The organism is Paenarthrobacter aurescens (assembly GCF_041549525.1).
GTDB classification, from domain to species: Bacteria; Actinomycetota; Actinomycetes; order Actinomycetales; family Micrococcaceae; genus Arthrobacter; species Arthrobacter aurescens.
Map to the genome: position 1 here is coordinate 2,381,115 of NZ_CP157456.1, position 25,523 is coordinate 2,406,637.

The 25,523-nt window shown below is 61.7% G+C and carries 18 protein-coding genes and 1 riboswitch; of the genes, 4 read left to right on the top strand and 14 right to left on the bottom strand.

Annotated elements, in window-relative coordinates; translation table 11 throughout:
* Positions 1-61 precede the first annotated feature (61 nt).
* The 7 genes from ABI796_RS11020 to ABI796_RS11050 form a co-directional block, all read right to left on the bottom strand.
* The gene (locus ABI796_RS11020; RefSeq protein WP_141285124.1) at positions 62-1,426 is read right to left on the bottom strand and encodes a glutamate-5-semialdehyde dehydrogenase; all 1,365 of its coding nucleotides are present in this window, start codon (positions 1,424-1,426) and stop codon (positions 62-64) included.
* A complete protein-coding gene (proB, locus tag ABI796_RS11025; RefSeq protein ID WP_141285122.1) occupies positions 1,423-2,604 on the bottom strand; it encodes a glutamate 5-kinase in 1,182 nt (393 codons plus the stop codon). Before proB ends, ABI796_RS11020 begins: the two co-directional genes overlap by 4 nt.
* Entirely contained in the window at positions 2,594-4,180 is a 1,587-nt protein-coding gene (gene obgE, locus ABI796_RS11030; RefSeq protein ID WP_141285120.1) for a GTPase ObgE, read from the bottom strand. The genes proB and obgE overlap by 11 nt, the downstream gene beginning before the upstream one ends.
* Positions 4,181-4,334: 154 nt before the next feature.
* Positions 4,335-4,598 (bottom strand): 50S ribosomal protein L27, encoded by a 264-nt coding sequence (rpmA, locus tag ABI796_RS11035; RefSeq protein WP_003803426.1) that lies wholly within the window; start codon positions 4,596-4,598, stop codon positions 4,335-4,337.
* Positions 4,599-4,659: 61 nt separating this feature from the next.
* The gene (gene rplU / locus ABI796_RS11040) at positions 4,660-4,968 is read right to left on the bottom strand and encodes a 50S ribosomal protein L21 (RefSeq protein WP_024816904.1); all 309 of its coding nucleotides are present in this window, start codon (positions 4,966-4,968) and stop codon (positions 4,660-4,662) included.
* A 411-nt stretch (positions 4,969-5,379) separates the two neighbouring features.
* The gene (locus ABI796_RS11045; RefSeq protein ID WP_141285118.1) at positions 5,380-6,915 is read right to left on the bottom strand and encodes a bifunctional hydroxymethylpyrimidine kinase/phosphomethylpyrimidine kinase; all 1,536 of its coding nucleotides are present in this window, start codon (positions 6,913-6,915) and stop codon (positions 5,380-5,382) included.
* Positions 6,906-7,004: riboswitch (TPP riboswitch) on the bottom strand. Its footprint overlaps the gene before it by 10 nt.
* Positions 7,005-7,200: 196 nt before the next feature.
* Positions 7,201-10,410, bottom strand: coding sequence for a ribonuclease E/G (locus ABI796_RS11050; protein WP_170224963.1), 3,210 nt, complete (start codon positions 10,408-10,410; stop codon positions 7,201-7,203).
* Positions 10,411-10,881: 471 nt separating this feature from the next.
* On the opposite strand from ABI796_RS11050, the gene ABI796_RS11055 reads away from it, so the two are divergent.
* Complete coding sequence (locus tag ABI796_RS11055; protein ID WP_141285114.1) at positions 10,882-11,550, top strand: vitamin K epoxide reductase family protein; 669 nt, start codon at positions 10,882-10,884, stop codon at positions 11,548-11,550.
* A gap of 80 nt (positions 11,551-11,630) precedes the next feature.
* Here ABI796_RS11055 and ndk read toward each other — a convergent pair whose 3' ends face one another.
* From ndk to ileS, 4 genes are read right to left on the bottom strand one after another with little or no spacing between them, the layout of a single operon-like run.
* A complete protein-coding gene (gene ndk, locus ABI796_RS11060; protein ID WP_141285112.1) occupies positions 11,631-12,050 on the bottom strand; it encodes a nucleoside-diphosphate kinase in 420 nt (139 codons plus the stop codon).
* A 55-nt stretch (positions 12,051-12,105) separates the two neighbouring features.
* Positions 12,106-12,558, bottom strand: a complete 453-nt coding sequence (locus ABI796_RS11065) for a DUF4233 domain-containing protein (RefSeq protein WP_141285110.1) — start codon at positions 12,556-12,558, stop codon at positions 12,106-12,108.
* 1 nt (position 12,559) lies between these two features.
* Positions 12,560-13,921: a folylpolyglutamate synthase/dihydrofolate synthase family protein gene (locus ABI796_RS11070; RefSeq protein WP_141285108.1), complete on the bottom strand. Its 1,362-nt coding sequence runs from the start codon at positions 13,919-13,921 to the stop codon at positions 12,560-12,562.
* A gap of 3 nt (positions 13,922-13,924) precedes the next feature.
* Complete coding sequence (gene ileS, locus ABI796_RS11075; protein WP_141285106.1) at positions 13,925-17,212, bottom strand: isoleucine--tRNA ligase; 3,288 nt, start codon at positions 17,210-17,212, stop codon at positions 13,925-13,927.
* Between the two features lie 327 nt (positions 17,213-17,539).
* On the opposite strand from ileS, the gene ABI796_RS11080 reads away from it, so the two are divergent.
* The gene (locus ABI796_RS11080) at positions 17,540-18,583 is read left to right on the top strand and encodes an endonuclease/exonuclease/phosphatase family protein (RefSeq protein WP_141285104.1); all 1,044 of its coding nucleotides are present in this window, start codon (positions 17,540-17,542) and stop codon (positions 18,581-18,583) included.
* A 61-nt stretch (positions 18,584-18,644) separates the two neighbouring features.
* Here ABI796_RS11080 and ABI796_RS11085 read toward each other — a convergent pair whose 3' ends face one another.
* Positions 18,645-19,436: an SDR family oxidoreductase gene (locus ABI796_RS11085; protein WP_141285102.1), complete on the bottom strand. Its 792-nt coding sequence runs from the start codon at positions 19,434-19,436 to the stop codon at positions 18,645-18,647.
* A gap of 73 nt (positions 19,437-19,509) precedes the next feature.
* Between ABI796_RS11085 and valS the strand changes: the two genes are divergently transcribed.
* Together valS and ABI796_RS11095 are read left to right on the top strand one after the other, a co-directional pair.
* Positions 19,510-22,137, top strand: a complete 2,628-nt coding sequence (valS, locus tag ABI796_RS11090; protein WP_141285100.1) for a valine--tRNA ligase — start codon at positions 19,510-19,512, stop codon at positions 22,135-22,137.
* Between the two features lie 360 nt (positions 22,138-22,497).
* Positions 22,498-23,373 carry an Fpg/Nei family DNA glycosylase gene (locus ABI796_RS11095; protein ID WP_170224962.1) on the top strand — a complete coding sequence of 292 codons (876 nt, stop codon included), beginning with the start codon at positions 22,498-22,500 and terminating at the stop codon, positions 23,371-23,373.
* A 10-nt stretch (positions 23,374-23,383) separates the two neighbouring features.
* Here ABI796_RS11095 and ABI796_RS11100 read toward each other — a convergent pair whose 3' ends face one another.
* Together ABI796_RS11100 and clpX are read right to left on the bottom strand one after the other, a co-directional pair.
* A complete protein-coding gene (locus tag ABI796_RS11100; protein WP_141285095.1) occupies positions 23,384-23,998 on the bottom strand; it encodes a DsbA family protein in 615 nt (204 codons plus the stop codon).
* A gap of 80 nt (positions 23,999-24,078) precedes the next feature.
* Positions 24,079-25,368, bottom strand: coding sequence for an ATP-dependent Clp protease ATP-binding subunit ClpX (clpX, locus tag ABI796_RS11105; RefSeq protein WP_141285093.1), 1,290 nt, complete (start codon positions 25,366-25,368; stop codon positions 24,079-24,081).
* Positions 25,369-25,523 lie beyond the last annotated feature (155 nt).

Genomic DNA, 25,523 nt, shown 5'->3' on the forward strand with positions numbered 1-25,523 from the left:
AAGGATTTTCGACGGCGGGACTCCCCGCCGTTCCGGACTTCTGTTCTATGTTACCGCGTTGCTACGCGCGGATCTGGCCCTCGCCCTGGACGATCCACTTGGTGGTGGTCAGCTCCGTGAGGCCCATGGGACCCCGGGCATGCAACTTTTGGGTGGAAATACCTACCTCGGCACCGAGGCCAAGCTCGCCGCCGTCGGTGAACCGGGTGGACGCGTTGACGATCACGGCCGCAGAATCCACTTCCGCAATGAATTTCTCGGCGTTGGCCAGGTTGTTGGTGAGAATCGCTTCGGTATGTCCGGTGGTCCAGGTACGGATGTGGTTAACGGCCTCGTCAAGGCTGTCCACCATGGCAACGGCGAGATCAAGGTCCATGTATTCGGTGGCCCAGTCCTCGTCATCTGCAGGAACGGTTTCAATGTCCTCGCCCAGGGCAGCGGCAATCCGCCCGTCAACATGGAGCGTGACCCCGGCGGAACGCAGTGCTTTGGCAACAGCAGGAAGTACTGTGGTGCCCGAGTGCACCAGCAGCGTCTCTACCGTGTTGCAAACGCTGGGACGCTGCGTCTTGGCGTTGAGGAGAATCTCCACGGCCATTTCTTCGTTGGCCGATTCATCGATGAAGATGTGGACATTGCCCTCGCCGGTTTCAATGACCGGCACAGCAGAGTTGGTGACCACAGTTTGAATGAGGTCCCTGCCTCCACGCGGAATCAGGACGTCCACCCGGCCGCGGGCCCGCATCAGTACATTGGCCCCTTCGCGGCCAAACTGGTCCACGGTCTGCACGGCGTCGGCGGGCAGGCCCACCGAATCCAATGCCTCCCGGAGGATCCTTACCAATGCCTCGTTAGTGTTGGCCGCAGCGGAGCCCCCGCGAAGAATAACTGCATTGCCGCTCTTGAGAGCCAAGCCGGCGATGTCCACCGTAACGTTGGGGCGGGCCTCGTAAATAGCCGCCACAACACCCATGGGGACGTTCACCTGACGCAAGCGCAATCCGTTGGGAAGTGTCTGGCCACGGACCACGTTACCCACGGGATCGGGCAAACCTGCCAGGTTCTCCAAGGCAGCCACCAGTCCCTCAATACGGGCAGGCGTCAAGGTCAGGCGGTCCAGGAGTGCCGCGGAAGTGCCGTTGGCGCGGCCCATTGCCACGTCTTTGGAGTTGGCGTCAAGGATGTGCTTTTGGTTCTCCGTCAGGCTGGCTCCGATGGCACGAAGGGCACGGTCTTTCCATGCACGATTTGCCTGTGCCATACGGCGGGCGGCCTTGCGAGAGCGGTCGGCAGTGGCATGGACGGCAGCCTGGAGATCTTCCGGTGACAACGGCACTGCACCTGCCGCAGGGTTCTCCGGCGTCTGGCCGGAAGTACCGGAAACGTCGGAGATCACAAGGGCTTCGGGGGTCAGTGCTTCAGTCATGCTCCAAGTTTAGATGAGCGCGGGGTTCTCAGGAGCACCAGGTCGTCAACATGAACAACTTCGCGGTCATAGCCACGTCCCATGGCCTGCCCGAGCTCCTGGGTGGTTCGGCCCAGCATGCGCGGGAGTTCTTCGGAAGAATAGTTCACCAGGCCTCGCGCCAGGACGGTCCCGTCATGGGCTACCACCTCAACAGGATCCCCGGCTTCGAAGTCACCACTGATCTCCGTTATGCCTGCGGGAAGCAGTGACCTGTGCCGGTCCCGCACGGCTTTCACGGCGCCGTCGTCGAGCATCAGCCGGCCCTGGACCGTGGCCAGGTGCGCCAACCACAGCAGCCGGACAGGCTTGCGGTTGCCGTTTACGGCGAACCAGGTTCCCACATCCTCGCCCGCCAAAGCCGCGGCGGCGTTGGCTGTGGAGGTGACAAGGGCATGGATTCCCGAGCCGGCGGCAATGGACGCCGCCTCCACCTTGGTCATCATTCCGCCGGTTCCTACCCCGGCCTTACCCGCCTTGCCAATGGTCACGTCTTCAAGGTCCTGCGGACCACGGACCAGCGGAATGCGTTGAGCGCCTTGGGACGGCGGACCGTCGTACAGGGCGTCGACGTCGGAGAGCAGCACCAGCGCATCGGCGCGGACCAAGTGGGCCACCAGGGCAGCCAGGCGATCGTTGTCCCCAAAGCGGATCTCATGCGTGGCCACGGTGTCATTCTCATTGACTACCGGCACCACGCCGAGGTTCAGCAGCCTGTCCAGGGCGCGGAAGGCATTGGTGTGTTGCGTACGGCGCATCAGGTCATCGGCCGTCAGCAGAACCTGGCTGACGGTTACACCGTGGGCGCTGAAGGCCTGCGTATAACGGGCCATCAGGAGCCCCTGCCCCACGCTGGCGGCAGCTTGCTGAGTGGCCAGGTCCTTGGGCCTTTTGGCCAGGCCCAAGGGGGCGAGGCCGGCCGCAATGGCGCCGGAGGACACCAGGATGATTTCAGTGCCCGCATTGCGTTTTTCTGCCAGTGCGTTGACGAGCCCTGTGAGGGACTTCTCGGAGATGCCGCCCTTGATGCTTGTCAGCGAGGACGAGCCTACTTTGACAACAATCCGCTTGGCGGTGGCAAGGGCCTGGCGTTCAAAGTCTTCAGCTGTGTCCGGAGCGTCGATGGTCCTAGTCGTCATCACCGGAATCCAAGTGGCTTTCCTTCACAGCCTGGGCGCGGCGACCACTGACAGACTCAGTCCAGATACCCGCCTTGCGCTCGGCTTCAAGCTCTGCCCGTGCAGCAGCCTTGGCTTCGCGCCGCTCGATCTGCTCATCGCGCTTCTGTGAACGCGTGGGGCGGTCACCGATGTCCGCCACGCGAATGTCAGTACCGCGGGGCGTTGCAAGGAGTTCGGCGCCGGCCATCATGGTGGGCTCCCAATCGAACACCACGCCGTCGTCCTCACCAATAACCACGGTGTCGCCGGGCTTTGCCCCAACCTTGAAGAGCTCGGTCTCCACACCAAGCTTGGCAAGGCGGTCCGCAAGGTAGCCAATGGCTTCCTCGTTGGTGAAGTCAGTCTGCTTCACCCACCGCACCGGCTTCTCGCCCAGGACGCGGAACAGTGGCTCGAGGTTCTTCTCCTCGCGGCGGATCTTGAAGCCGGACTCATTGACAGCCCGGGGACGCAGCACCGGAGGTGCAACCTTCGGCGGTGCCGTCTTAACGGCATCCCGTGCCGCCTGGACAATTTCCGCCATGGCAAAGCCAAGCTGGCGCAAACCTTCGTGGCTCGTTGCCGATACTTCAAAGACGCGGTAGCCGCGGGCCTCGAGGTCCGGGCGGACAAACTCGGCCATGTCCTTGCCGTCGGGAAGGTCCACCTTGTTGAGCACTACCAGCTTGGGACGCTCATTCAGGGGCACCACTTCGCCGTCAACACCGGCGTAGCTCATATCCACTGCGTACTTCTCCAGTTCAGCCTCAATGATGGCGAGGTCCGAAAGGGGATCGCGGTCTGATTCAAGGGTTCCGCAGTCAAGGACGTGAACCAGTGCAGCACAGCGTTCCACGTGACGCAGGAAGTTGTGGCCCAGGCCCTTGCCCTCACTGGCGCCTTCGATCAGGCCGGGAACATCGGCAATGGTGAAGCGGACCTCGCCCGCCTGCACTACGCCGAGGTTGGGAATGAGGGTGGTGAAGGGGTAATCGGCAATCTTGGGCCGGGCAGCAGACATTGCCGCGATGAGGCTTGACTTGCCGGCGGAGGGGAAGCCAACAAGGGCAATATCTGCGATGGACTTCAGTTCCAGGACGATGTCACTGGATTCACCTTCGATTCCCAGCAATGCAAAGCCGGGAGCCCGGCGCTTCTGGGATGAAAGGGATGCGTTGCCCAGGCCGCCTTGGCCGCCGGCGGCTGCAACGTACTCAGTGCCCTCGCCAACAAGGTCAGCCAGGACTTCGCCGTCCTTGGTCTTGACCACGGTGCCATCGGGCACGGGAAGAATCAGCGTTTCACCGTTCTTGCCACCGCGCCAGTCACCCATGCCGGGCCCGCCATTGGTGGCGTGCCGGTGGGGAGCGTGATGGTAATCCAGCAGGGTGGTGGTTTGGGCCGAGACCCGGAGAATGACATCTCCACCGTTGCCGCCGTTGCCGCCGTCAGGTCCACCGAGGGGCTTGAACTTTTCCCGCTTCACAGAGACACAGCCGTGGCCGCCGGTTCCGCCGGATACGTGCAGGACTACCCGGTCTACAAAGCTCGCCACGTGGATCTCCTCAGTTGCTGTCTTCCAGCGTTTGTTGCTGTTGCCAGCGCTGTTGCAAAAACCAGTGCGCTAAAGCGCCCTAGTCGATTGTAATGCGGTTAAAAGAACGGTGGAGCGGGCCGTTTGGCCCGCTCCACCGGTTCAGAACTTGTTGTTACTCTGCAGCTGCAGCAGCAACAATGTTCACTACGCGACGGCCGCGGCGAGTACCAAACTCAACCGCACCGGCCTGCAGTGCGAACAGGGTGTCGTCGCCACCGCGACCGACGCCTGCACCGGGGTGGAAGTGGGTCCCACGCTGGCGAACGATGATCTCGCCAGCGGAAACTACCTGACCACCGAAACGCTTGACGCCCAGGTACTGAGCGTTGGAGTCACGACCGTTGCGAGTGGAACTCGCGCCTTTTTTGTGTGCCATGTGAAATGCCTGCCTCTAAATTTCTGGGGAAACTGAAAAACCTGAACAGCGGTAACGAAAGTTACGCGATGCTGGTGATCTTGATCTTGGTCAGTTCCTGACGGTGACCCTGACGCTTCCGGTAGCCGGTCTTGTTCTTGAACTTCTGGATGACGATCTTCGGACCACGGAGGTCCTCGAGGATCTCAGCCGTGACCTTGACGTTGGCCAGTTCCGCAGCTGCGGAGGTGACCTTCTCGCCGTCAACCAGGAGCAATGCGGGCAGCTCAAGCGTGCTACCGGCTCCACCGGGGACGCGGTTCAGCGTTACGTAGTCTCCAACGGAAACTTTTTCTTGGCGGCCGCCTGCGCGGACAATCGCGTACACCACTTGGGTACTCACTTCTCTCGACGTTTATTACAAAATTTGCGTGCGGAACCTTGAACCGGAATCAGGCCTGGTTCGCGCTGTGCCTCAACGCCGTGGACTTCTGATCGAAGTCCGCGAGTCATCCCATGAACAATTCCAAGGGGCATAACCCAAGTGTTGGCGTAAGCACCGAAGATCAAGATTACGCTAGTTTGACCTTCAGCTGCAAATGAGGCCGGGTCCGGAGGCTACCTCGTGACTTGCATCACTAGTTGTAACGGACTCTCCCGGCACCGTGCCCATACAGCCTACAGTGTTTGGGCCAGATTAACGCGATTCGGCCGGCGACGCGCTGACGTGTCCCAACAATCACCCTGAAACTGCTCTGGAAACTCCGCAGAGGAGGCCTGCTGAACCGTTCCTCTGGCGACGTCAGACAAACAGCCTGGGAGCGTCAAAGAATGCGGTCTCGTAGCGGCAGGACTGGGTGAAAGCCTCCATCATGGCCACCTTCTCGGCATCAGAAGCCGCAATCGCCGCAGCGTCCGTGAGATTGATCGCTTTTCGCGTTGCCGCAGCGAAGTCCGGGTCGGCGTAGGTCTTCAACCACTCGGCATACGAGTGGTCCGCGGGGGCGCCCGCCTCAACATAGGCGCCATGCAACTGCTGACCGACCTCCGCGTACAACCAGTAGCAGGGCAGGATCGCTGCGAGGACCACCGCGTAACTGCCTGAAGCAGAGGTCGCCAGCAAGTGGTCCACATAAGACTTGGTAACCGGCCCCGTGCCTGTTGGCACAGGGCGGGTGCTCAACCAGTTTCTGTGCAACTCCGACTCAACTTCCAGGCACTGCTGGGAAGCCCTGGCCCAGAACAATTGCTCTTCTTCCGTGGGAGCAAGCGCACCGGCACGCGCCAAGACCCTCGAGTATCCGTTGAGATAGATCGCATCCTGGGCGAGATAGTAATTGAAATCACGTTCCGGGAGCTCGCCGGACTGAAGCTGCTGAATAAATTCGAGCCCGTAGATTGATTCGAGTTCCGGTGCAGCGGCATTCCACAGCTTTGCAGCAAAGGCCCCAGGCGAGGCCGCTTGCCGGAGGTGGTGAAAATGATGAACGGGTCCGTTCCCTTGACCCACCCGCAGGTATTCCGAGGCTGTCAATGCTCCCAGCAGCCAAGGTTTCACCTCCCGCAATGAAGCTTCCCAGTCACCGGTGCGGGCTTGGACCGTCGCCAAGGCCGAAGACAGCGAACAACCTGTCCCGTGGCTGTTGGGCGTCACAATCCGGGGACCTGAAACCTCTATCACGTCACGCGACAACAGCCCGGTGGTGTTCACCAAGGCGTCGGGGCATTCCGGGCCCGGCAGATGGCCTCCTTTGACCAATACCGTGTTTCCATATTCCGCAGCCAGGCGCTTGCCTTGATCCAGCGCTGCAGCCCAGTCCTCCGCCTCAGGCTCCCCCAGCAACATGGCCAGCTCAGGAAGGTTGGGCGTGATGAGGTGGGCCAGAGGCAGCAGTGAACGCAGGGCTTGCTCCGCGGACTCCCGCAGCAGCCTGTCACCGCTGGTGGCCACCATCACCGGATCAAGGACCACGACGGCGGGGCGCACCTCCTGGAGCCAGCTCCGGACCTGGTCAATGACGGCAGCATCGCCAAGCATCCCGATCTTTACGGCATCAAGGGTGATGTCAGCGCTGATGGCATCGAGCTGCTGGCGCAGGAAAGGGGCGGGTGGGACGTGGACGGCGCTGACTCCCACAGTGTTCTGTGCCGTGAGCGCTGTGATGGCGGCCATGCCGTACCCACCCAGCGCTGCAATGCTCTTCAGGTCCGCCTGAATTCCGGCACCGCCTGAGGGGTCCGAGCCGGCAATACTGAGAACGCGCGGGATGGGGCGGGCCAACAGTGTTTCCCGGGCACCGTCAAACGGGTACACGGATGAGGATAATGATGCAGTCATGAGGACATCCCTTCGCCGGTGCTAACCGGACAGGTTCAACGGGTCTGGATCTCAGCCGGGCCCAACGCCCGGCACCCCGTGTCAGTCCCCAAGCCTAGCCGGGAAGCAGTGTGCTGCGGGAACCGGAGTGCATACAAGCGTGGATGTGACCGGGAAGAACTCTCTGCCGAAGAAGGACTGCCCCTGCCAAGGACGGAAGAGAACGCAAAGGGGCCCCGCGCTACCTGGTAATGCCGGATAGCGCGGGACCCCTCAGAGGTTCCGTGGTGGGCGGTATGCCCCGGACTAGAGCTCCGAGGCCGGGACCCCCACTCCAAGGATGATGGGCTCGTCGGTGGATACCTTCTTGGCCGGCTCCGCAGGCGCCTTGGCCTCGTGGGCTGAACCTCGGGTATCCGATGCCGTCACCTCATGGTGCTCCACACTGGTTTCATTCGCAGCACCTTGTGCCCTGCTGGCACTGCGGTTACGGCGGCCGCGACGACCCCGTGACGGTGAAGAGGCCTGGGGATCCTCCTCTGCAGCAGGTGCTTCCCGCGTGTCAGCAGATTTCGGCGCAGCAGCTTCCGGCGTGGCAACAGAGTCCTGGGTGGCAGCGGCTTCCGGGGCGGCGCCCAGGTGGGAGAACGCTTCAGCCAGCAGATCCAGGCTCATGGCAGGCTTGGCCGCCTGCGGTTCCTCGTGGTGCTCCACGAATGGCAGCGCAACTTCTTCCCCGCCGAAGCGCAGGACCGGAGTGGACCTTGCTTCCTGAGCTGCTTCCTGAGCTGCTTCCTGAACTGCCGCCTCGCGTGCAGCCTCTGCTGCTTCGCCACTGACTGCGGATCCGGATGCGGAGCCAGCTGGCTCGTGCTGCCCGGCGGCTCGTGCCTGCTCTTCTGCGCGGTGAACTTCGTCGTCATGCAAGTGGGCGGCGTGCGCTGCAGCTGCAATGGTGGCCAAGGCAGCCCTGGTGGCCTCAGCCTTGGCCTGACGGGCAGAATCCTGCGGTTCAGCCGAGACAGCAGGGGCAGTGGCTACCGGGGCGGACGAGGTTGTATGGACCTGTGCGGGCGCTTCAGCAACAGCCTGTCCCCCACCCTTCCCGCGGCGGCGCTTACGCTCGGTGCGCGCAGCGGGCTGCTGCACCTCGGTGTTGGGGCGGTGGTGTTCAGCAGCCACCACGTTGGCGCGGCGGTGTTCAACGGGTTCGTCGTGAGTGACCACGCCACGGCCTGCACAGTGCTCGCACTGCTCACCGAAGACCTCCAGAAGGCCGGTTCCCATGCGCTTGCGTGTCATCTGGACCAGGCCCAGGGACGTTACTTCGGCCACCTGGTGCTTGGTGCGGTCCCGGCCCAGGCACTCCACCATGCGTCGCAGTACGAGGTCGCGGTTGGATTCGAGGACCATGTCAATGAAGTCAATGACAATAATGCCGCCGATGTCGCGCAGACGCAGCTGGCGAACCACTTCCTCGGCTGCTTCAAGGTTGTTCTTGGTGACCGTTTCTTCCAGGTTTCCACCGCTGCCGGTGAACTTGCCGGTGTTGACGTCCACCACGGTCATGGCCTCGGTCCGGTCAATAACCAGCGAACCACCCGAGGGCAGGAAAACCTTGCGTTCCAGGGCCTTGTGGATCTGCTCGTCGATGCGCCAGGCAGCAAAGATGTCCTGGTCCTTGGTCCACTTTTCCAGGCGGCCCACCAGATCAGGGGCAACGTAGGTCACGTAAGCCTCGATCGTGTCCCAGGCGTCATCACCGGAGACAATCAGCTTGGAGAAGTCCTCATTGAAGACGTCACGAACTACCTTGATGGTCAGGTCCGGCTCGCCGTACAGGAGTTCAGGAGCAAGGACCTTGGTGGAAGCGGCCTGCCCTTCAATGCCTTCCCACTGTGCGCGCAGACGGTTGATGTCATGCGTCAGTTCTTCCTCCGACGCACCTTCAGCGGCTGTGCGGACAATGACGCCTGCGTTTTCCGGCAAGCGGTCCTTCAGGATGCGCTTGAGGCGGTTGCGTTCGACGTCGGGCAGCTTGCGTGAGATGCCGGTCATGGAACCGCCGGGTACGTACACGAGGTAACGGCCCGGAAGGGAGATCTGGCTGGTGAGGCGGGCACCCTTGTGCCCTACAGGGTCCTTGGTGACCTGGACCAGGACGGAGTCGCCGGATTTCAGGGCGTTCTCGATCCGGCGCGGCTGGCCTTCAAGGTTCACCGCATCCCAGTTGACTTCACCGGCGTACAGTACGGCGTTGCGGCCACGTCCGATGTCCACGAAAGCAGCTTCCATGGAGGGCAGCACATTCTGGACCTTGCCCAAGTACACATTGCCGATCAGGGAGTCCTGCTGGGTCTTGGACACGAAGTGCTCAGCGAGTACGCCGTCTTCCAGGACACCGATCTGAATTCTGTCGTCACGCTGGCGGACGATCATTTGGCGATCCACTGATTCACGGCGGGCCAGGAACTCAGCCTCGGTGATGACCTGACGACGGCGGCCGGTCTCGCGGGATTCGCGGCGGCGCTGCTTCTTGGCCTCCAGGCGGGTGGAACCCTTGACGCCCGTCACCCGGTTGGACGGGGCCGTCTCGGTGATGGGGCGCGGAGCACGTACCCGGGTGACCGTGTTGGGCGGATCATCATCGGTGCCGCCGGTCAGTTCAAGATCCTGGTCTCCACGACGACGACGGCGACGACGACGCGAGGTCACACCTTCTTCAAGTGCTTCAACTGCAGGCGCGTCCTCGTCCTCGGACTCGGGGGCGTCTTCATTCTCGTTCTCATCCCGTTCGGTTCCGCGGCGACCACGACGGCCACGGCTCCTGCGGCGGCGGCGGCTTCCGGCGTCTTCAAGCTCGCCCTCAGCACCGGCTTCGGCTTCTTCTTCGGGCTCTTCTGCCTTTTCTTCCACCGTGGCAACGCGAGGAACAGTGGTGAGGTCCGGGGCCTGGAAAATCATGGAGGTGATGGAAACCGGCTCCATGAAAAGCGAGGTGGGTGCTGCGGGGGCGTCTTCCTCGGCAGGGGTCCGGGCCAGTACGTCTTCGGCCGCGGGCTCTTCCGTTGCAGCCTCAGCGTCCGGCGCCTCCGGCTGGGAGCCGGGCTCCGGCGTCGTGCTTTTTTCAGCCGCTTCCGCAACAGCGGGAGCTTCGGCTGCCTCAGCCTTGGGCTTGGTGGCCCGACGACGGCGGATCGGCTTTTCGGGGGCGGGCCCGGCGGCTGATTCGGGGCCGGCTTCTGCCGCAGCTTCAGGTTCTGCAGTGGTTTCCTCACCCAGCCCCGGCAGCGGCTCTGCAGGTTCTACCTTCTTGCGCGAGCGGGTGCGGCGCACCGGCGCCTTGGTGGCCTCGGCGGCGACATCCGGGGTGGACGCCTCGGCAGCTGGTGCCTCAACGTCAGCAACTACCTTGGGCGCAGCCTTGCGCCGGGTCCTGGTGGTTTTCTTGGGCGCTTCCGCAGTTTCCGCGGGAGCTGCCTCGTCATTAACGGCTACAACCTGGTCATTATCCATATGTGGCAACACTCCTGCCCCAGCGACACCGCCACATCCGGCGCCCAGTGGAGCAAATATTGTCAAAACCCGCAGGCGTTGACAGAAGTCGGCAGTATGCCTCCCGGTTCGCACCAGCATTGGGGTGCGGCAGCCCTGGAAGGCCGGCGCCTTTATTCTGAAACCCGTTGTTCTGCTGCCACAACCAGGTGCCGTCCATTGTGATGGCGGGCCTACCGGGGATCACGTGATCCAGGCATGCCCAGCTCATACTGGCGGTCTTGGGAACAAAGTCACCGGACCGGAGATCGAATGTGGATCGACTTCCGGCCATGTTCATTCTCTCACACCCCTGCACATTCGCAGCGAAGGCCGCTGTGTCGTCCAACTGCCCCCTCTTGCTGGGGCCGGCGTCCAGTCTTCGGAGTTACAATCCTCCCAAGAGCCCATCCCGGCTTGCCGGGTCACTTGTCGAAAAGGATCACATCCGCGATGCCAAGCACCGCCAGGGAAAACCTGGCCAATCAAGCTCCAAGCCATGTGGAGGACACACCGGTTCCTGCGGATTCGCTTCCCGCAACGGTCCGGGACAAGCCGTTCGCCTGGCTGCTGTTAATTACCGGCGTTATTGGGTGGCTGGCGTCCGGCGCCCTGGTCCTGGAGAAACTTGAGGTACTCAAGGACCCCAACCATGTGACCGTGTGCGATGTAAATCCCTTTGTCTCCTGCGGTGCGGTGATGCAGACACCCCAGAGCTCCGTGTTCGGCTTCCCCAACATGTTCATTGGGATAGTGGCCTTTGCCGTGATCATCACTACTGCAATGGGCCTTCTTGCCGGAGCAAAATATTCACGGGGTTACTGGCTTGGCCTCCAGGCCGGTGTAACCCTGGGTTTCGGCTTTGTAGTGTGGCTGTGGTCCCAGGCCCTCTATGTCATCCACGTGCTGTGTCCGTTCTGCATGGTGGTGTGGGCTGCCATGATCCCGCTGTTCGTATGGGTAACCATCCGCAACGTCACCAGCGGGGTCATCAAGGCGCCGCCTGCCGTGGTCAAGCTGTTGTCCGGGTATGGCTGGATCATCGTTGCCTTGCTGTACGTCGCTGTGATCGCCACGATCTTCATTTCCTTCATTCACCTCTTCGTACCATCTTCGGCATAATCCCCTGCTCGCGACGCCAACAGTTAAGGCCAATGTTCATCATGAACATTGGCCTTAACTTTTAGCTGGGAGGGGTGTGGTTAGCCCTCGAACCAGATCTTGATTTCGCGTTCCGCTGAGTCAACCGAATCGGAGCCGTGCACAAGGTTCTGCTGGACTGCCAAGCCCCAGTCGCGGCCGAAGTCGCCGCGGATGGTGCCAGGTGACGCCGTCGTGGGATCGGTGGTTCCGGCCAATGAGCGGAACCCTTCAATCACCCTGTGGCCCTCGAAGACCGCTGCGATAACCGGTCCGCTGAGCATGAACTCCACCAGTGGCTCATAGAACGGCTTGCCCACGTGTTCCTCATAGTGCTGTTCCAGCAGTTCGCGGGTGGCGTTGACCTTCTTCAGCTCCGCCAGGGTGTAGCCCTTGGCTTCGATCCGGGCGAGGATGGTTCCGCCCAGGTTGCGGGCGACGCCGTCGGGCTTGACCAGGACAAGGGTCCGTTCAATGCTCACAGATGCTCCAATGTGATGTATTCAGTGGCTTACGTTGGTGGTTTTCCCAGCCAGTTTACGGGGTCTGCGGGTCAGCTTGGTCACCGTGGGCTGCGTTCCACTCGGCTTGCTCGCGGTCGCGTTGGGCAACCTCGCGGTCAATCCGCATGCCCGCCCTGATCCCGTACCACCAGCAGATGGCAAACAGGATCCCCACAATAAACATGGTGGGTTCGGCAAAGCCTGTGAGGATCAGCACCACTTGCAGTCCCCAGCCCAGGGCGACGCCCCAGGGCTTGGACAACACAGCACATGCCAGAATCAACACCACTGTCAGTGCGATGCCCACGCCCAGGATGATGGCGGGGTCCACCTCGCCCCGCCTCAAGCCGAAAACGGCCAGCGTGCCGAAGAACGCCACGAAGGCTTCGAGCAACAGCACTGTGGAAGCGAACATCACTTTGGTGGACCGGCGTTTTTTGGGCATGCCGGGCCGCCATTCGCGCTGGGCCTTGGTCATTTTTGCCATGCTAGGCACTCGCCTTTCCGAGCAGGATCCGTGCCTCGGCCACCACCGTGATGGAACCTGTCACCAGGACGCCTCCCGCAAGGTCATCATTGGATTCGGCACGCTCCACAGCCCACTCCAGGGCATCGTCCAATTTCTCGGCGATGTGTACGTTGTCCTCGCCAAAACCGAGGTCGACGGCGAGTTCGGCCAGTTCCGCTGCCGGAACGGCACGTGCAGAGTTGGATTGGGTGAAGCAGAATTCCTCAGCCAGTCCTCCGAGGGACTCCTTGAGGGTCTTGAGGATTTCCTCTGCATCCTTCTCCCGGAGAACGCCAACAACCACTACCAGTTTGCTGAAGCTGAAGGCTTCCTGAATCGCTTCGGATGAGACGCGGATGCCGTCCGGATTGTGTGCAGCGTCCACCACCACGGTGGGTGCGGTGCGCACTACTTCGAGCCGGCCGGGTGAAGTTACCGTGCCAAAAGCTTCCTTGAGCACCTCGGCGTCGAGTTCCTTCTCCCCGCCACCGAAGAATGCTTCCAGGGCGGCGACGGCGACGGCTGCGTTTTCGGCCTGGTGGGCACCGTGCAGTGGCAGCAGCAGGTCTTCGTAGCGTCCTGCCAGTCCCTGGATGGTGAGGACCTGGCCCCCTACGGCAACGCTGCGGGACTCCACACCAAATTCCACGCCCTCAAAACGGAACGGAACATCAACCTCGCGTGCTTTCTCCAACAGAACCTGGGCAGCGTCCACCGGCTGAGCGGCACTGACCAGGAACCCGCCCGGTTTGATGATGCCGGACTTCTCGTAGGCAATGTCCTCGGTGGTGTCGCCCAAAAGATCTGTGTGGTCAAGGGAAATGGGCGTAATGACCGAGACTTGGCCGTCACCGACGTTGGTGGCATCGGTGATGCCTCCCAGGCCCACTTCCATGACGGCAACATCAACGGGCTGGTCCGCGAACACTGCAAAGCCCAGGATGGTCAGGCATTCGAAGTAGGTCAGCCGCGGCTGGTTATCGGCAACGAGCTCGCTGTCCACGATCTCCAGATACGGCCGGATTTCGTCCCAGATACGTACGAACGTCGCATCCGGCACGGGTTCACCGTCAATGCTGATGCGTTCTGTCACCTTGGACAGGTGCGGGCTGGTGTACCGGCCCGTGCTCAATCCGTGAGCCCGTAATCCGGCCTCAATCATGCGGGCCGTGGACGTCTTTCCGTTGGTGCCGGTGATGTGGATGATCGGATACGCCTTGTTCGGCTCCCCCAACACGTCCATGGCACGGAACAACGGAGCAAGGCGCGGTTCCATTTTGTTTTCCGGAGCGCGGCCAAGGAGTTCGGCGTAGACGCTTTCAACCGAGAATTCATCAGTCATGGTTCAGGCCCCTGCCTTTGCAACAGTTACCTGCGGTTCGTCCACGCTAGCCAGCAGAACCTCCAGTTCCAGGGTCAACGTTTCTGTCTTGACGAGCTCGGAGTTGGCTTCCAGGGCATCCACTACGTCCTGCGCAGCCTCCACGGAGGTGCGGATGCGGTCGCTGACGTTGAGCCCGGCGTCCTTGCGTGCCTGCTGGATAGCCCGCACCATGTCTCGCGCCAGCCCTTCGGCTGCAAGTTCCGGGGTGACCTCGGTGTTCAGGACCACAAAACCTCCACCGGGCAACACAGCGACCGCTGAACTGCCGGCGTCGGCAGCTTCCGCGACCACCGTTTCCAAGGTGTATTCGTGCGGCTCAAGCTCGAGGCCGCCGGCCACCACAACACCGGAGTCACTGACTGACCAATCGCCGGACTTGGATCCCTTGATGGCCTGTTGCACGTTCTTACCCAGGCGCGGACCTGCCGCACGGGCATTCACCACGAGCTTCTGCTCGATGCCGAACTCCTCAGGCGAGGCAGTAGCTGCGTCGAGCAACCGGACCGATCGCAGGTTCAGTTCATCGGCGACGACGGCGGCAAAACCTTCCAGCGCATCTGCACCAGGTGCCACTACAGTCAGCTCCTGCAGCGGGAGGCGAACGCGGAGATTCGCGCCCTTGCGCAGGCTCGAACCTGTGGAGCAGATCTGCTGGACCCTGTCCATCGCCTCAACAAGGGTGGCGTTGGCAGGGAACAGCGAAGCATCGGGCCAGTCGGCCAGGTGCACGGAACGGCCACCTGTCAGTCCGCGCCAGATCTCTTCGGTCACCAATGGCAGCAAGGAAGCCGACACGCGGCACACCGCTTCGAGGGCTGTGTACAGGGCGTCGAAGGCGTCGACGTTCTCGTCGAAGAAGCGCTGGCGGCTGCGGCGGACGTACCAGTTGGTAAGCATGTCCAGGTAGCTGCGGAGTTCGTCGCAGGCGCCGGAGATGTCATAGCTGTCCAGGCTGGCAGTGACATTCCGGACCAGGTCCCCGGTGTTGGCCAGGAGGTACTGGTCCAGGGTGTCCGCGTAGCCGTCGTAACGCAGCTTTGCCTCGTAGCCGGAGCCTCCATTGGCTGCGTTGGTGTAGAGCGTGAAGAAGCTGTACACATTCCACAGCGGCAGGATGACCTGACGCACGCCGTCACGGATGCCTTGCTCGGTGACCACGAGGTTGCCGCCGCGGAGGATGGGGCTGGACATCAGGAACCACCGCATGGCGTCGGAACCATCGCGATCCAGGACCTCGGAGACATCCGGGTAGTTGCGCAGGCTCTTGGACATCTTCTGCCCATCGGAGCCCAGAACGATTCCGTGGCTGATCACATTTCGGAACGCCGGGCGGTCAAAGAGAGCGGTGGAGAGGATGTGCAGCATGTAGAACCAGCCGCGTGTCTGCCCGATGTACTCCACGATGAAGTCCGCCGGGTTATGGGTGTCAAACCATTCCTCGTTCTGGAACGGGTAGTGCACCTGGCCATATGGCATGGACCCGGAGTCGAACCAAACGTCAAGAACGTCCTCCACACGGCGCATGGTGGACTTGCCCGTGGGGTCGTCCGGGTTGGGACGCGTCAGCTCATCGATGAACGGGCGGTGCAGGTCCACCTGTCCTTCGTTGTTGACCGGAAGACGACCGAAGTCGGCTTCCATCTCGGCCAGGGAGCCATAGACGTCCGTACGCGGGTACTCGGGGTCATCAGACTGCCACACGGGGATGGGTGATCCCCAGTACCGGTTGCGGCTGATGGACCAGTCGCGGGCATTGTCCAGCCACTTGCCGAACTGGCCGTCCTTGACGTTGCCGGGGATCCAGTTGATCTCCTGGTTCAGCTCGGACATGCGGTCTTTGAACTTGGTGACTTCGACGTACCAAGAGGACACCGCGCGATAGATCAGCGGGTTCCGGCAGCGCCAGCAGTGCGGGTAGCTGTGCTCGTAGCTGGCCTGGCGGACCAGGCGGCCATCGGCGCGGAGCACCTGGGTGATGGGCTTGTTGGCATCAAAGACCTGCAGGCCGACGATCCCGGCCAGCTCGCCGTGGGCAAACAGCGGCAGGAACTTTGCGCCCTCATCCACAGAGAGGACCACGGGGATGCCGGCGTCTTCACAGACCTTCTGGTCATCCTCACCGTAGGCCGGGGCCTGGTGGACTATACCCGTTCCGTCGGTGGTGGTGACGTAATCGGCCACCAGGAAGCGCCACGCATTCTGCGTGCCGTACTTCTCAGCGTCAGCGAAGTCATTCCACAACGGCTCATACTCAAGGCCTGCCAACTCAGTGCCGGTATGCGTGGACACCACAGCGGCAGCAGCGGCAGCGGCGTCGTCGTACCCAAGGTCCTTGGCGTAGGACCCCACCAGGTCAGTTGCCAGGAGGAAACTGCCGGTCACCGGGGCTTCGGCGGATGCAGCTTTGACGCCGTTGGGTCCTGCGGGCAGGACGGCGTAAGAGATGTCAGGGCCGACGGCGAGCGCCAGGTTGGTGGGCAACGTCCAGGGCGTGGTGGTCCAGGCGAGGGCCTGGACTCCGGCGAGCGTCCTGGAGAGTTCGGAGTCCCCGGCCTTGACCGGGAACGTGACCGTTACGGTCTGGTCCTGGCGGTTCTTGTAGACATCGTCATCCATGCGGAGTTCATGGTTGGACAGTGGGGTTTCGTCTTTCCAGCAGTACGGGAGGACTCGGTAACCGTTGTAGGTGAGGCCCTTTTCGTGCAGCTGCTTGAAGGCCCAGAGCACGGACTCCATGTACTCGACGTTGAGCGTTTTGTAGTCGTTCTCGAAGTCCACCCAGCGTGCCTGGCGGGTGACGTAGGCCTTCCACTCGTTGGCGTACTTCATGACGGAGGCGCGGCAGGCGTCGTTGAATTTGTCGATGCCCATGGCTTCGATCTGGGTCTTGTCCGTCATGCCCAGTTGCTTCATGGCTTCGAGTTCAGCGGGCAGGCCGTGGGTGTCCCAGCCGAAGCGCCGCTCCACCCGCTTGCCGCGTTGGGTCTGGTAGCGGCCTACGAGGTCCTTGGCGTAGCCGGTGAGGAGGTGGCCGTAGTGCGGGAGTCCGTTGGCGAAGGGAGGGCCATCGTAGAAGACGAATTCGTTGCTGCCGTCCTTGCCTGCATCGCGTTGATCGATGCTGGCCTGGAAGGTGCCGTCTTCATCCCAGTATTTGAGGATGCGTTCTTCGATTTCCGGGAACTTCACGGAAGCGGACACGCCGTGGGTGCCTGACGAAGACGCTGAGGCCTTGGGGTAGTGGGTCATCTCATATCCTGTGATAGCTGGTTGACTGTCAGGATGCGAGGACGGCTTCTGTGCTGCCTGTCGGCAGCGCAGGTACCGCGGTACCACCTCACTTACCGGGATACGGGATCCCGGCCTCTCATTACTGCTGTGACGGGCTTACCCGTCCGGTTCTACTGAGCGCCTGCCACCTTGCTGATGGTTGGTGCTGTTCTTCCGGAAGCTCACCGGTGATGGCCGGGTCAAAGCTGGTCCTACAAGTCTAGCGGCAGTGGGACTCCTGCTCTACCCGGACGTTCATCCCCTGGTGGGAGCCCGGCAACCTCAGCTGTGAATAGACTCAACCCCATGACGCACCCCTCCGCCACCCTTTCGAGCACCAGCCCGGCTCGACGCCGCCCTTCCGTGGCATGGTCTGTGCTGGCTTTGCTGAGTGCGCTGCCTGTGGCGGGGGTATCAATGTTCCGGGGAATCCCCGTGGAATGGCCCCTCATGGTGGTGCAACTGTTGTCCTTCACACCTTGGCTGGTGGTGCCCGCGGCGTTGGCTTTGGTCCTTGCGGTGCTGGGGCGCCGCCTGTGGGTCATCATCACGGCCGCTGCCTTGCTGGCCGTTCAGCTGTTCTGGCTTTTTCCATTGGACGCCGGAAAGCCGGAAACTCTGCCCGCCGGGACTGCGACTGTTTCCGTTAAGGTCATGAGCCTCAACTCCGAGTATGGAGAGGCGGATGCTGCTGCGATCGTGAGCATGGTCCGTGAGAACGGCGTTCAGCTCCTGGCACTTCAGGAGCATACGCAAGGGCTTGAGGACCGGCTGGGCGCCGAGGGCTTGGAGAAGATATTGCCCCACCGCGTGAGCGAACCCAACGATGACGCGTCCGGCGGCGCGGTCTACTCCGCATTCCCGCTGGAAGCTGTGGGCTTGCTGCCGGATACCCCGTTCCGCATGGATGTCACCCGGGTCCTCCTGAAGGACTCCTCGGCTGGTTCCGCGGCAGTGTTGAACCTCACCAACGTCCACGCCCTTCCGCCGGTTGATGAACGCATTGGCCAGTGGCGCAGTGACTTAGACAAAGTGGCCCGCCAAGCATCCCGCCCAGGGAGTCAGTTGCTGACGGGCGACTACAACGCCACGTACGATCACTCCGAGTTCAGGGAAGTGCTGGATAAGGCCCTGGCAGGTCAGGAAGGCAGGAAGCTCGTGGATGTGGGGACTGCCTCCGGCGGACGGTTCTCCCCCACATGGCCAATGGAGGGTCTGCCGCTGCCCGGGATCGTGATCGACCACATGGTGACATCACCACTGATCAGCAGCAGCGACTACTCGGTCCACCGGATCCCTGGCAGCGACCATGCGGCCATCATGGCCCGGCTGGTTGTTCCCGCCGGGTAACACGTCGGCAAGCCGCTGAACCGTGGCTGGCCAGCAACGGTTCAGCGGCTTGGCAACAGCTTTAGCCTTCTTTGCGGACCAGTTTGTGATTGGCGGCCTGCGCGACAGGGCGGACAACAATCTGGTCTAGGTTGACGTGATGCGGCAGTGACACGGCGTACTTGACCACATCTGCCACGTCCTCGGCGGTCAGGGGCTTCTCAACACCCGCGTAGACCTTGGCGGCCGCGTCCTTGTCACCCAGGCGGTTCAGGGCGAATTCCTCGGTATAAACCAGACCCGGAGCCACTTCAATGACGCGGACGTTGTTGCCTACTTCTTCCAGCCGCAGGGCATTGGTCATGGCATGCTGGGCAAACTTTGCTGCGTTGTAGCCCGCGCCGCCTTCATAGGCGGACAACCCTGCCGTGGAGGTCAGGTTCAGGACGGTGCCTTCGCCGTTTGCCCTGAGCATGGGTAGGAATGCGCGGGTGATTTTCATGGTGCCCAGGACGTTGACCTGATACATCCAATCCCAGTCTTCTGTATCAGCGTTCGCAATGGTGTCCGCACCCCGTGCGCCGCCGGCGATGTTGATCAGTGTGTCAGCACCTCCGGCTTCGGTGACGGCCCCCAGCAAGGCGGCGACGTCGTCGTCGTCGGTGATATCAGCGGGGAACGCCACAGCACCGGTGGCCGCTTCCAAGGCCTCGAGCCTGTCCGCGCGGCGTGCTACGGCAAAGACGTTCCAACCGGTGGAGACCAAAGCCTTGACGGTGGCCTCGCCGATCCCTGTGCTGGCCCCGGTAACAACGGCCGTCTTGTTCTGTCCTGAATTCTGTCCTGAAGGGGTGCTGTGCGCTGCCAAAGTCATGGAACCACCATATCCGGGGTGCGGCTCAGCCTCACGGGCCTGCTGTAACGCCGGGCCATGAAACAATTGACCCATGGCTGAATCAACGCAGGGTATAGACACGCCCGCCACCGCCCCCATCAACGTTCCCGACAAGCCGGCCCTTGAGGGCCTTGAGGCTGCCCTGACGCAGCGCTGGCTCACTGAAGGAACCTACAAGTTCAATCCGGACACCACCCGGGAGCAGGTCTACTCGATCGACACTCCCCCGCCCACGGCATCCGGCTCGCTCCACGTGGGCCACATGTTCTCCTTCACCCAGACTGACGTCCAGGCACGCTACATGCGCATGACCGGCAAGAACGTCTTCTACCCCATGGGTTGGGATGACAACGGCTTGCCTACCGAGCGCCGTGTCCAGAACTACTACGGTGTGCGTTGCGATCCCGCCATCCCTTACAAGGCCGATTACACGCCCCCGGCACAGCCGGCCAAGAACCAGCGCGACTTCGACGTCGTTTCGCGCCAGAACTTCATCGAACTGTGTGAAGAACTCGCTGTTGAGGACGAGAAGGTCTTCGAGAACCTGTTCCAGACCCTCGGCCTGTCCGTCGACTGGGACCTGACGTACCGAACCATTGACGACACCTCCCGTGCGGTGTCCCAACGCGCTTTCCTGGCAAACCTCTCCGCGGGAGACGCCTACATGGCTGAGGCACCCACCCTGTGGGATGTGACGTTCCGCACCGCTGTTGCCCAGGCCGAGCTTGAGGACCGCGAAGTTGCCGGCGCCTATTACCGCTACCCCTTCTTCACCGAAGACGGCGAGAAAATCTTCATCGAGACCACCCGCCCGGAGCTGCTTGCTGCCTGCGCAGCCCTGGTGGCAAATCCCGACGACGAACGGTACCAGCCGCTCTTCGGCAAGACGGTGAAGTCTCCGCTCTTCGATGTGGAGCTGGAGGTCAAGGCACACCCGCTGGCCAAGGCGGACAAGGGATCCGGCATCGCCATGGTGTGTACGTTCGGTGACCTGACGGATGTCACCTGGTGGCGAGAACTGCAGCTGCCCACGCGCGCCATCATGGGCCGCGACGGCCGCATCATTGCCGATACCCCTGAGTGGATCACCACCGACGCCGGCAAGGAAGCTTACGCTGCGATCGCAGGCAAGACCGCCTTCTCAGCCAAGGAAGCCGTGGTGGAACTGCTCAAGGCAGCGGAGCTGCTGGACGGCGAGCCGAAGAAGATCACCCACCCCGTGAACTTCTTCGAAAAGGGTGACAAGCCCCTCGAGGTTGTTACCTCCCGTCAGTGGTACATCCGCAACGGCGGCCGCGATGAGGAACGCCGCGAACGCCTGATCGGCCGAGGCCAGGAAATCACCTTCCACCCGGCCTTCATGCGTTCCCGTTACGAGAACTGGATCGCCGGCCTCAACGGTGACTGGCTCGTATCGCGCCAGCGCTTCTTCGGAGTGCCCATCCCCGTCTGGTACCCGCTCGATGCCCAAGGCAACCCGGACTACGATCACCCCATCCTGCCCTCGGATGAGATGCTCCCCGTCGATCCGGCCGCTGACGCCGCCCCCGGCTTCGAAGAATCCCAGCGGGACCAAGCCAACGGCTTCACCGGTGACGCCGATGTACTGGACACCTGGGCCACATCATCTCTGACCCCCCAGATTGTGGGTGGCTGGAGCCGGGATGAGGAACTGTTCTCCAAGGTCTACCCGTTCGACCTCCGCCCGCAGGGACACGACATCATCCGCACCTGGCTGTTCTCCTCTGCCGTTCGTGCCGATGCCCTGCAGAAGAGCGCCCCGTGGAAGCACGCGGCCATCTCCGGCTGGATCCTTGACCCGGACCGCAAGAAAATGTCCAAGTCCAAGGGCAATGTTGTTGTGCCCACGGACGTCCTGAACGAGTACGGCTCGGATGCCGTTCGCTATTGGGCTGCCTCGGCCAAGCTCGGTGCGGACACCGCTTACGAGATCGCGCAGATGAAGATCGGCCGCCGCCTGGCCATCAAACTGTTGAATGCTTCGAAGTTCGTGCTGAATCTCGGTGCCACCGAGAATTCAGTGGTGACCTCTGACCTGTCCGTACTGACCAACCCGCTGGACAGGGCACTGCTGGCCCAACTTTCGGACGTCGTGGCGCAGTCCACCAAGGCTTTCGAGAACTACGACTACGCCCGGGCACTGCAGATTACCGAGTCGTTCTTCTGGCAGTTCACCGACGACTACGTGGAGCTCATCAAGGACCGTGCTTACGGCGCCGCAGGCGAGACCGAACAGGCCTCCGTCCTCGCTGCCCTGGCCACCACCCTGGACTCGCTCCTGCGCCTGTTTGCACCGTTCCTGCCCTTCGCCACAGAAGAGGTTTGGGGCTGGTGGCGCACAGGATCTGTTCACCGCGCCCAGTGGCCTGCGGCCTTGGAAATTACCGATGGCGACACCACCATGCTCAGCACAGTGGGAATTGCGCTCAGCGGCATTCGCAAGGCCAAGTCCGAGGCCAAGGTCAAGCAGCGGACCGAAGTGTTGTCTGCATCCATTACGGCTTCTGAGCTGCTGGTGGCCCAGTTGAAAGCCGGCTTGGGTGACCTGAAGGCTGCCGCCAACGCAAAGGAGATCACTCTGCAGTCCGGTGAAGGCGAACTCACGGTCAGCGATGTGGAGTTGGCGCCTGCCGAGGAGACGCCTGCGTCGCAGCAGTAGCCTATAGCTCATTTCCGGCCAAAAGAGTTCAGGCAGGAGATTTTGGACAAAGGGGAAGCCCCATCAGCGTTTTGCCGTTGGTGGGGCTTCGACTTTTCGGCTGTCCGGTGATGGCTTGACAGTCTGGCGGAATCCTTGGATTTTCAGGTCTTCCTACCTCATCACTGGTAGGTTGCTTCCAACTTTGCCAAAGGCTGCGTTGGTTGCAATCACTGAATCTTTGGTTTCCGTGTCCCTCTTCTTTCGAAGTGGGTAAGAACTATTGTGGTCCCGTTAATGGAGCTGCACAAGGCCTTTGCGCGAACTACAAACCTGTAGTTCTCCTGCCGTTCCCAGGGCACCTGTGGCAGAGTATTGTCCATGCCGGAACTGCCCGAAGTGCACGGACTGTGCATGTACTTGGACACCCAACTCCACGGAGCCGTGCTGACCGAGGTCCGCATCAACTCCTTCTCTGCGCTCAAGACGGCCGATCCCCCTTTCACGGAGCTGGAGGGACGGACAATCCGTGGGGTACAACGGCTCGGCAAGTTTGTGTGCCTCGACGCCGGCGGCCTCTACTTTGTGTTCCATCTGGCCAAGGCCGGCTGGGTACGGTACACCGAGCACCCCTCTTCAGCCGGATTGCGCATGGGTAAAAGCAATATTGCGGCCCGCCTCTTGTTGCACCGGCCCTCGGATGACGCCCACATCGGGGTGGACTTGACTGAAGCCGGGACCAAAAAGAGCCTGGCAATCCACGTGGTGAAGGATCCGCAGGATGTTCCCGGCATTGCCACCCTCGGGCCGGAGCCCCTCAGCCCGGATTTCGACCTCGATGCACTGGCAGGCATCCTCGGGGCAAGTTCGCAGCAGATCAAAGGGCTCCTGCGAAGCCAAAGCGTCATTGCCGGCATAGGCAACGCCTACAGCGATGAGATTCTCCACGCCGCCAGGATTTCGCCCTTTGCCACCGCCAAGTCCTTGGACCAGGCAACCGTGACACGGCTCTATGACGCCATGCAGGAAGTTCTGGTGGGGGCGGTCAACGCAGCAGCCGGCAAGCCATCCAGCGAGCTCAAGGACACCAAGCGCAGCAACTTCAGGGTGCACGCCCGCACGGGCCTACCTTGCCCGGTGTGCGGGGATACAGTCAGGGAGGTGTCCTTTGCGGACACCTCCCTGCAGTACTGTGCTACGTGTCAAACCAACGGAAAAATCCTGGCTGACCGGCGAACTTCACGGTTCTTGAAGTAGCCGTGCACACCTAGTTGAATTCGGGGCTTTCAGTGCGGCTGCGCTTGAGTTCGAAAAAGTGGGGGTAGCCGGCCAAAGTCACCGTGGCGTCCCAGATCTTTCCGGCTTCCTCACCACGGGGAATACGGGTCAGGACCGGGCCGAAGAACGCCGTGCCGTTCACGGCTACCACGGGAGTTCCTACGTCCTGGCCTACCAATGAGATGCCTGACTCGTGGCTCGCCCGCAACTGGGCATCGTATTCCTCTGAGTCCGCGAAGCGTGCCAGCTCAGCAGGCAGGCCGGTCTCGGCCAAGGCTTTACGGATAACCGATGCACGGTCCTTGTTGCCCTCATGATGGATCTGCTCCCCCATGGCATCGTAAAGAGGCTTCACGTAGCTGCTGCCATGGATCTCCTGGGCTGCGATGATCACGCGAACAGGACCCCAGCTGTCGTCCATCATTGCCCGGTAATCCTCGGGCAGATCCCGGCCCTCATTCAGCACCGAGAGGCTCATGACGTGCCATTCGGTCTCGATCCCCCGCACCTGCTCCACTTCGCCGATCCAACGCGAGGTGATCCACGCAAACGGGCAGACGGGATCGAACCAAAAATCAGCCTTGTTGACGTTCTGCTCGGGCACAGGTAACTCCTCTGAAGGGTATGAAAGCGACAGGATAGTGGCCCTGGGAGGAACCACGTCTTGTTGAGGCCAACAGGTGGCTAAGCCGACTTATTCCGGCGCTTGGCCACGACGTCGTGGGCGATCATGGTCGGTTGCGCGGTCTTTGCCACCACGTCAGCGGTGATCACCACGGTTGCTATGTCATCCCTGCTGGGGAGGTCGAACATAACGGGCAGCAGTACATCTTCCATGATGGCCCGGAGACCACGTGCACCGGTGCCACGCTCAAGCGCCTGATCCGCTATGGCGTCCAGGGCGTCGTCCTCGAACTGCAGCTCAACGCCATCAAGCTGGAACATTTTCTGGTACTGCTTCACCAACGCGTTCTTGGGCGTGGACAGGATCTGGATCAAAGCCGGCCGGTCCAGGCTGGAAACTGTGGTGATCACAGGAAGACGCCCAATGAATTCCGGGATGAGGCCGAACTTGAGCAAGTCCTCCGGCATAACCTCGCCGTACGTGTCAACGTTGTCCCGGGCCTCGTTCAGGGGGGCGCCAAAACCGATGCCCTTCCGGCCGGACCGTGAACCAATGATGTCTTCGAGCCCGGCGAAGGCACCGGCCACAATGAAGAGAACATTGGTGGTGTCGATCTGGATGAATTCCTGGTGAGGGTGCTTCCGGCCGCCCTGCGGCGGAACGGAGGCCACAGTGCCTTCCAGGATCTTCAGGAGAGCCTGCTGCACACCTTCGCCGGAGACATCCCGGGTGATGGAAGGGTTCTCGCTCTTACGGGAGATTTTGTCGATCTCGTCGATGTAAATGATGCCCTGCTCTGCCTTTTTGACATCATAATCAGCAGCCTGAATGAGTTTGAGCAGGATGTTTTCTACGTCCTCGCCCACATATCCAGCTTCGGTCAAAGCTGTGGCGTCTGCTACGGCGAACGGCACATTAAGCCGGCGGGCCAGCGTCTGTGCGAGGTAGGTCTTACCGCAACCGGTGGGACCGATCAGCAGGATATTGGACTTGGCGATCTCCACATCTTCATGATGCGAACCCTCCCCGAGGCTGCCGGTCTTGGGAGCATGACCGGCTTGAATGCGCTTGTAGTGGTTATAAACAGCAACCGCCAGTGAGCGCTTGGCCGGTTCCTGGCCGATCACGTATTCCTGCAGGAAGTCGAAGATTTCACGGGGTTTAGGCAGTTCAAAGCTACCAAGATCGGAAACTTCAGCGAGTTCCTCTTCGATGATCTCGTTGCAGAGTTCGATGCACTCATCGCAGATGTACACACCGGGCCCGGCAATCAGCTTCCGTACCTGCTTCTGGCTCTTTCCGCAGAAAGAACACTTCAGCAGATCCGTGCTCTCGCCAATCCGAGCCATGTGGGAATCCCTTCGTTGCATGCGGGTGATGCGGCTCCACGCCGTACTCAAGTGTGCGGCTGCGCCGCGGTTGGCACCACCGTGACAACATCCACTCTAGGTCACAATGGGCTGCTTAGGTGGAAACAGAACGCCGGTGCGGTCCATATTTCGTG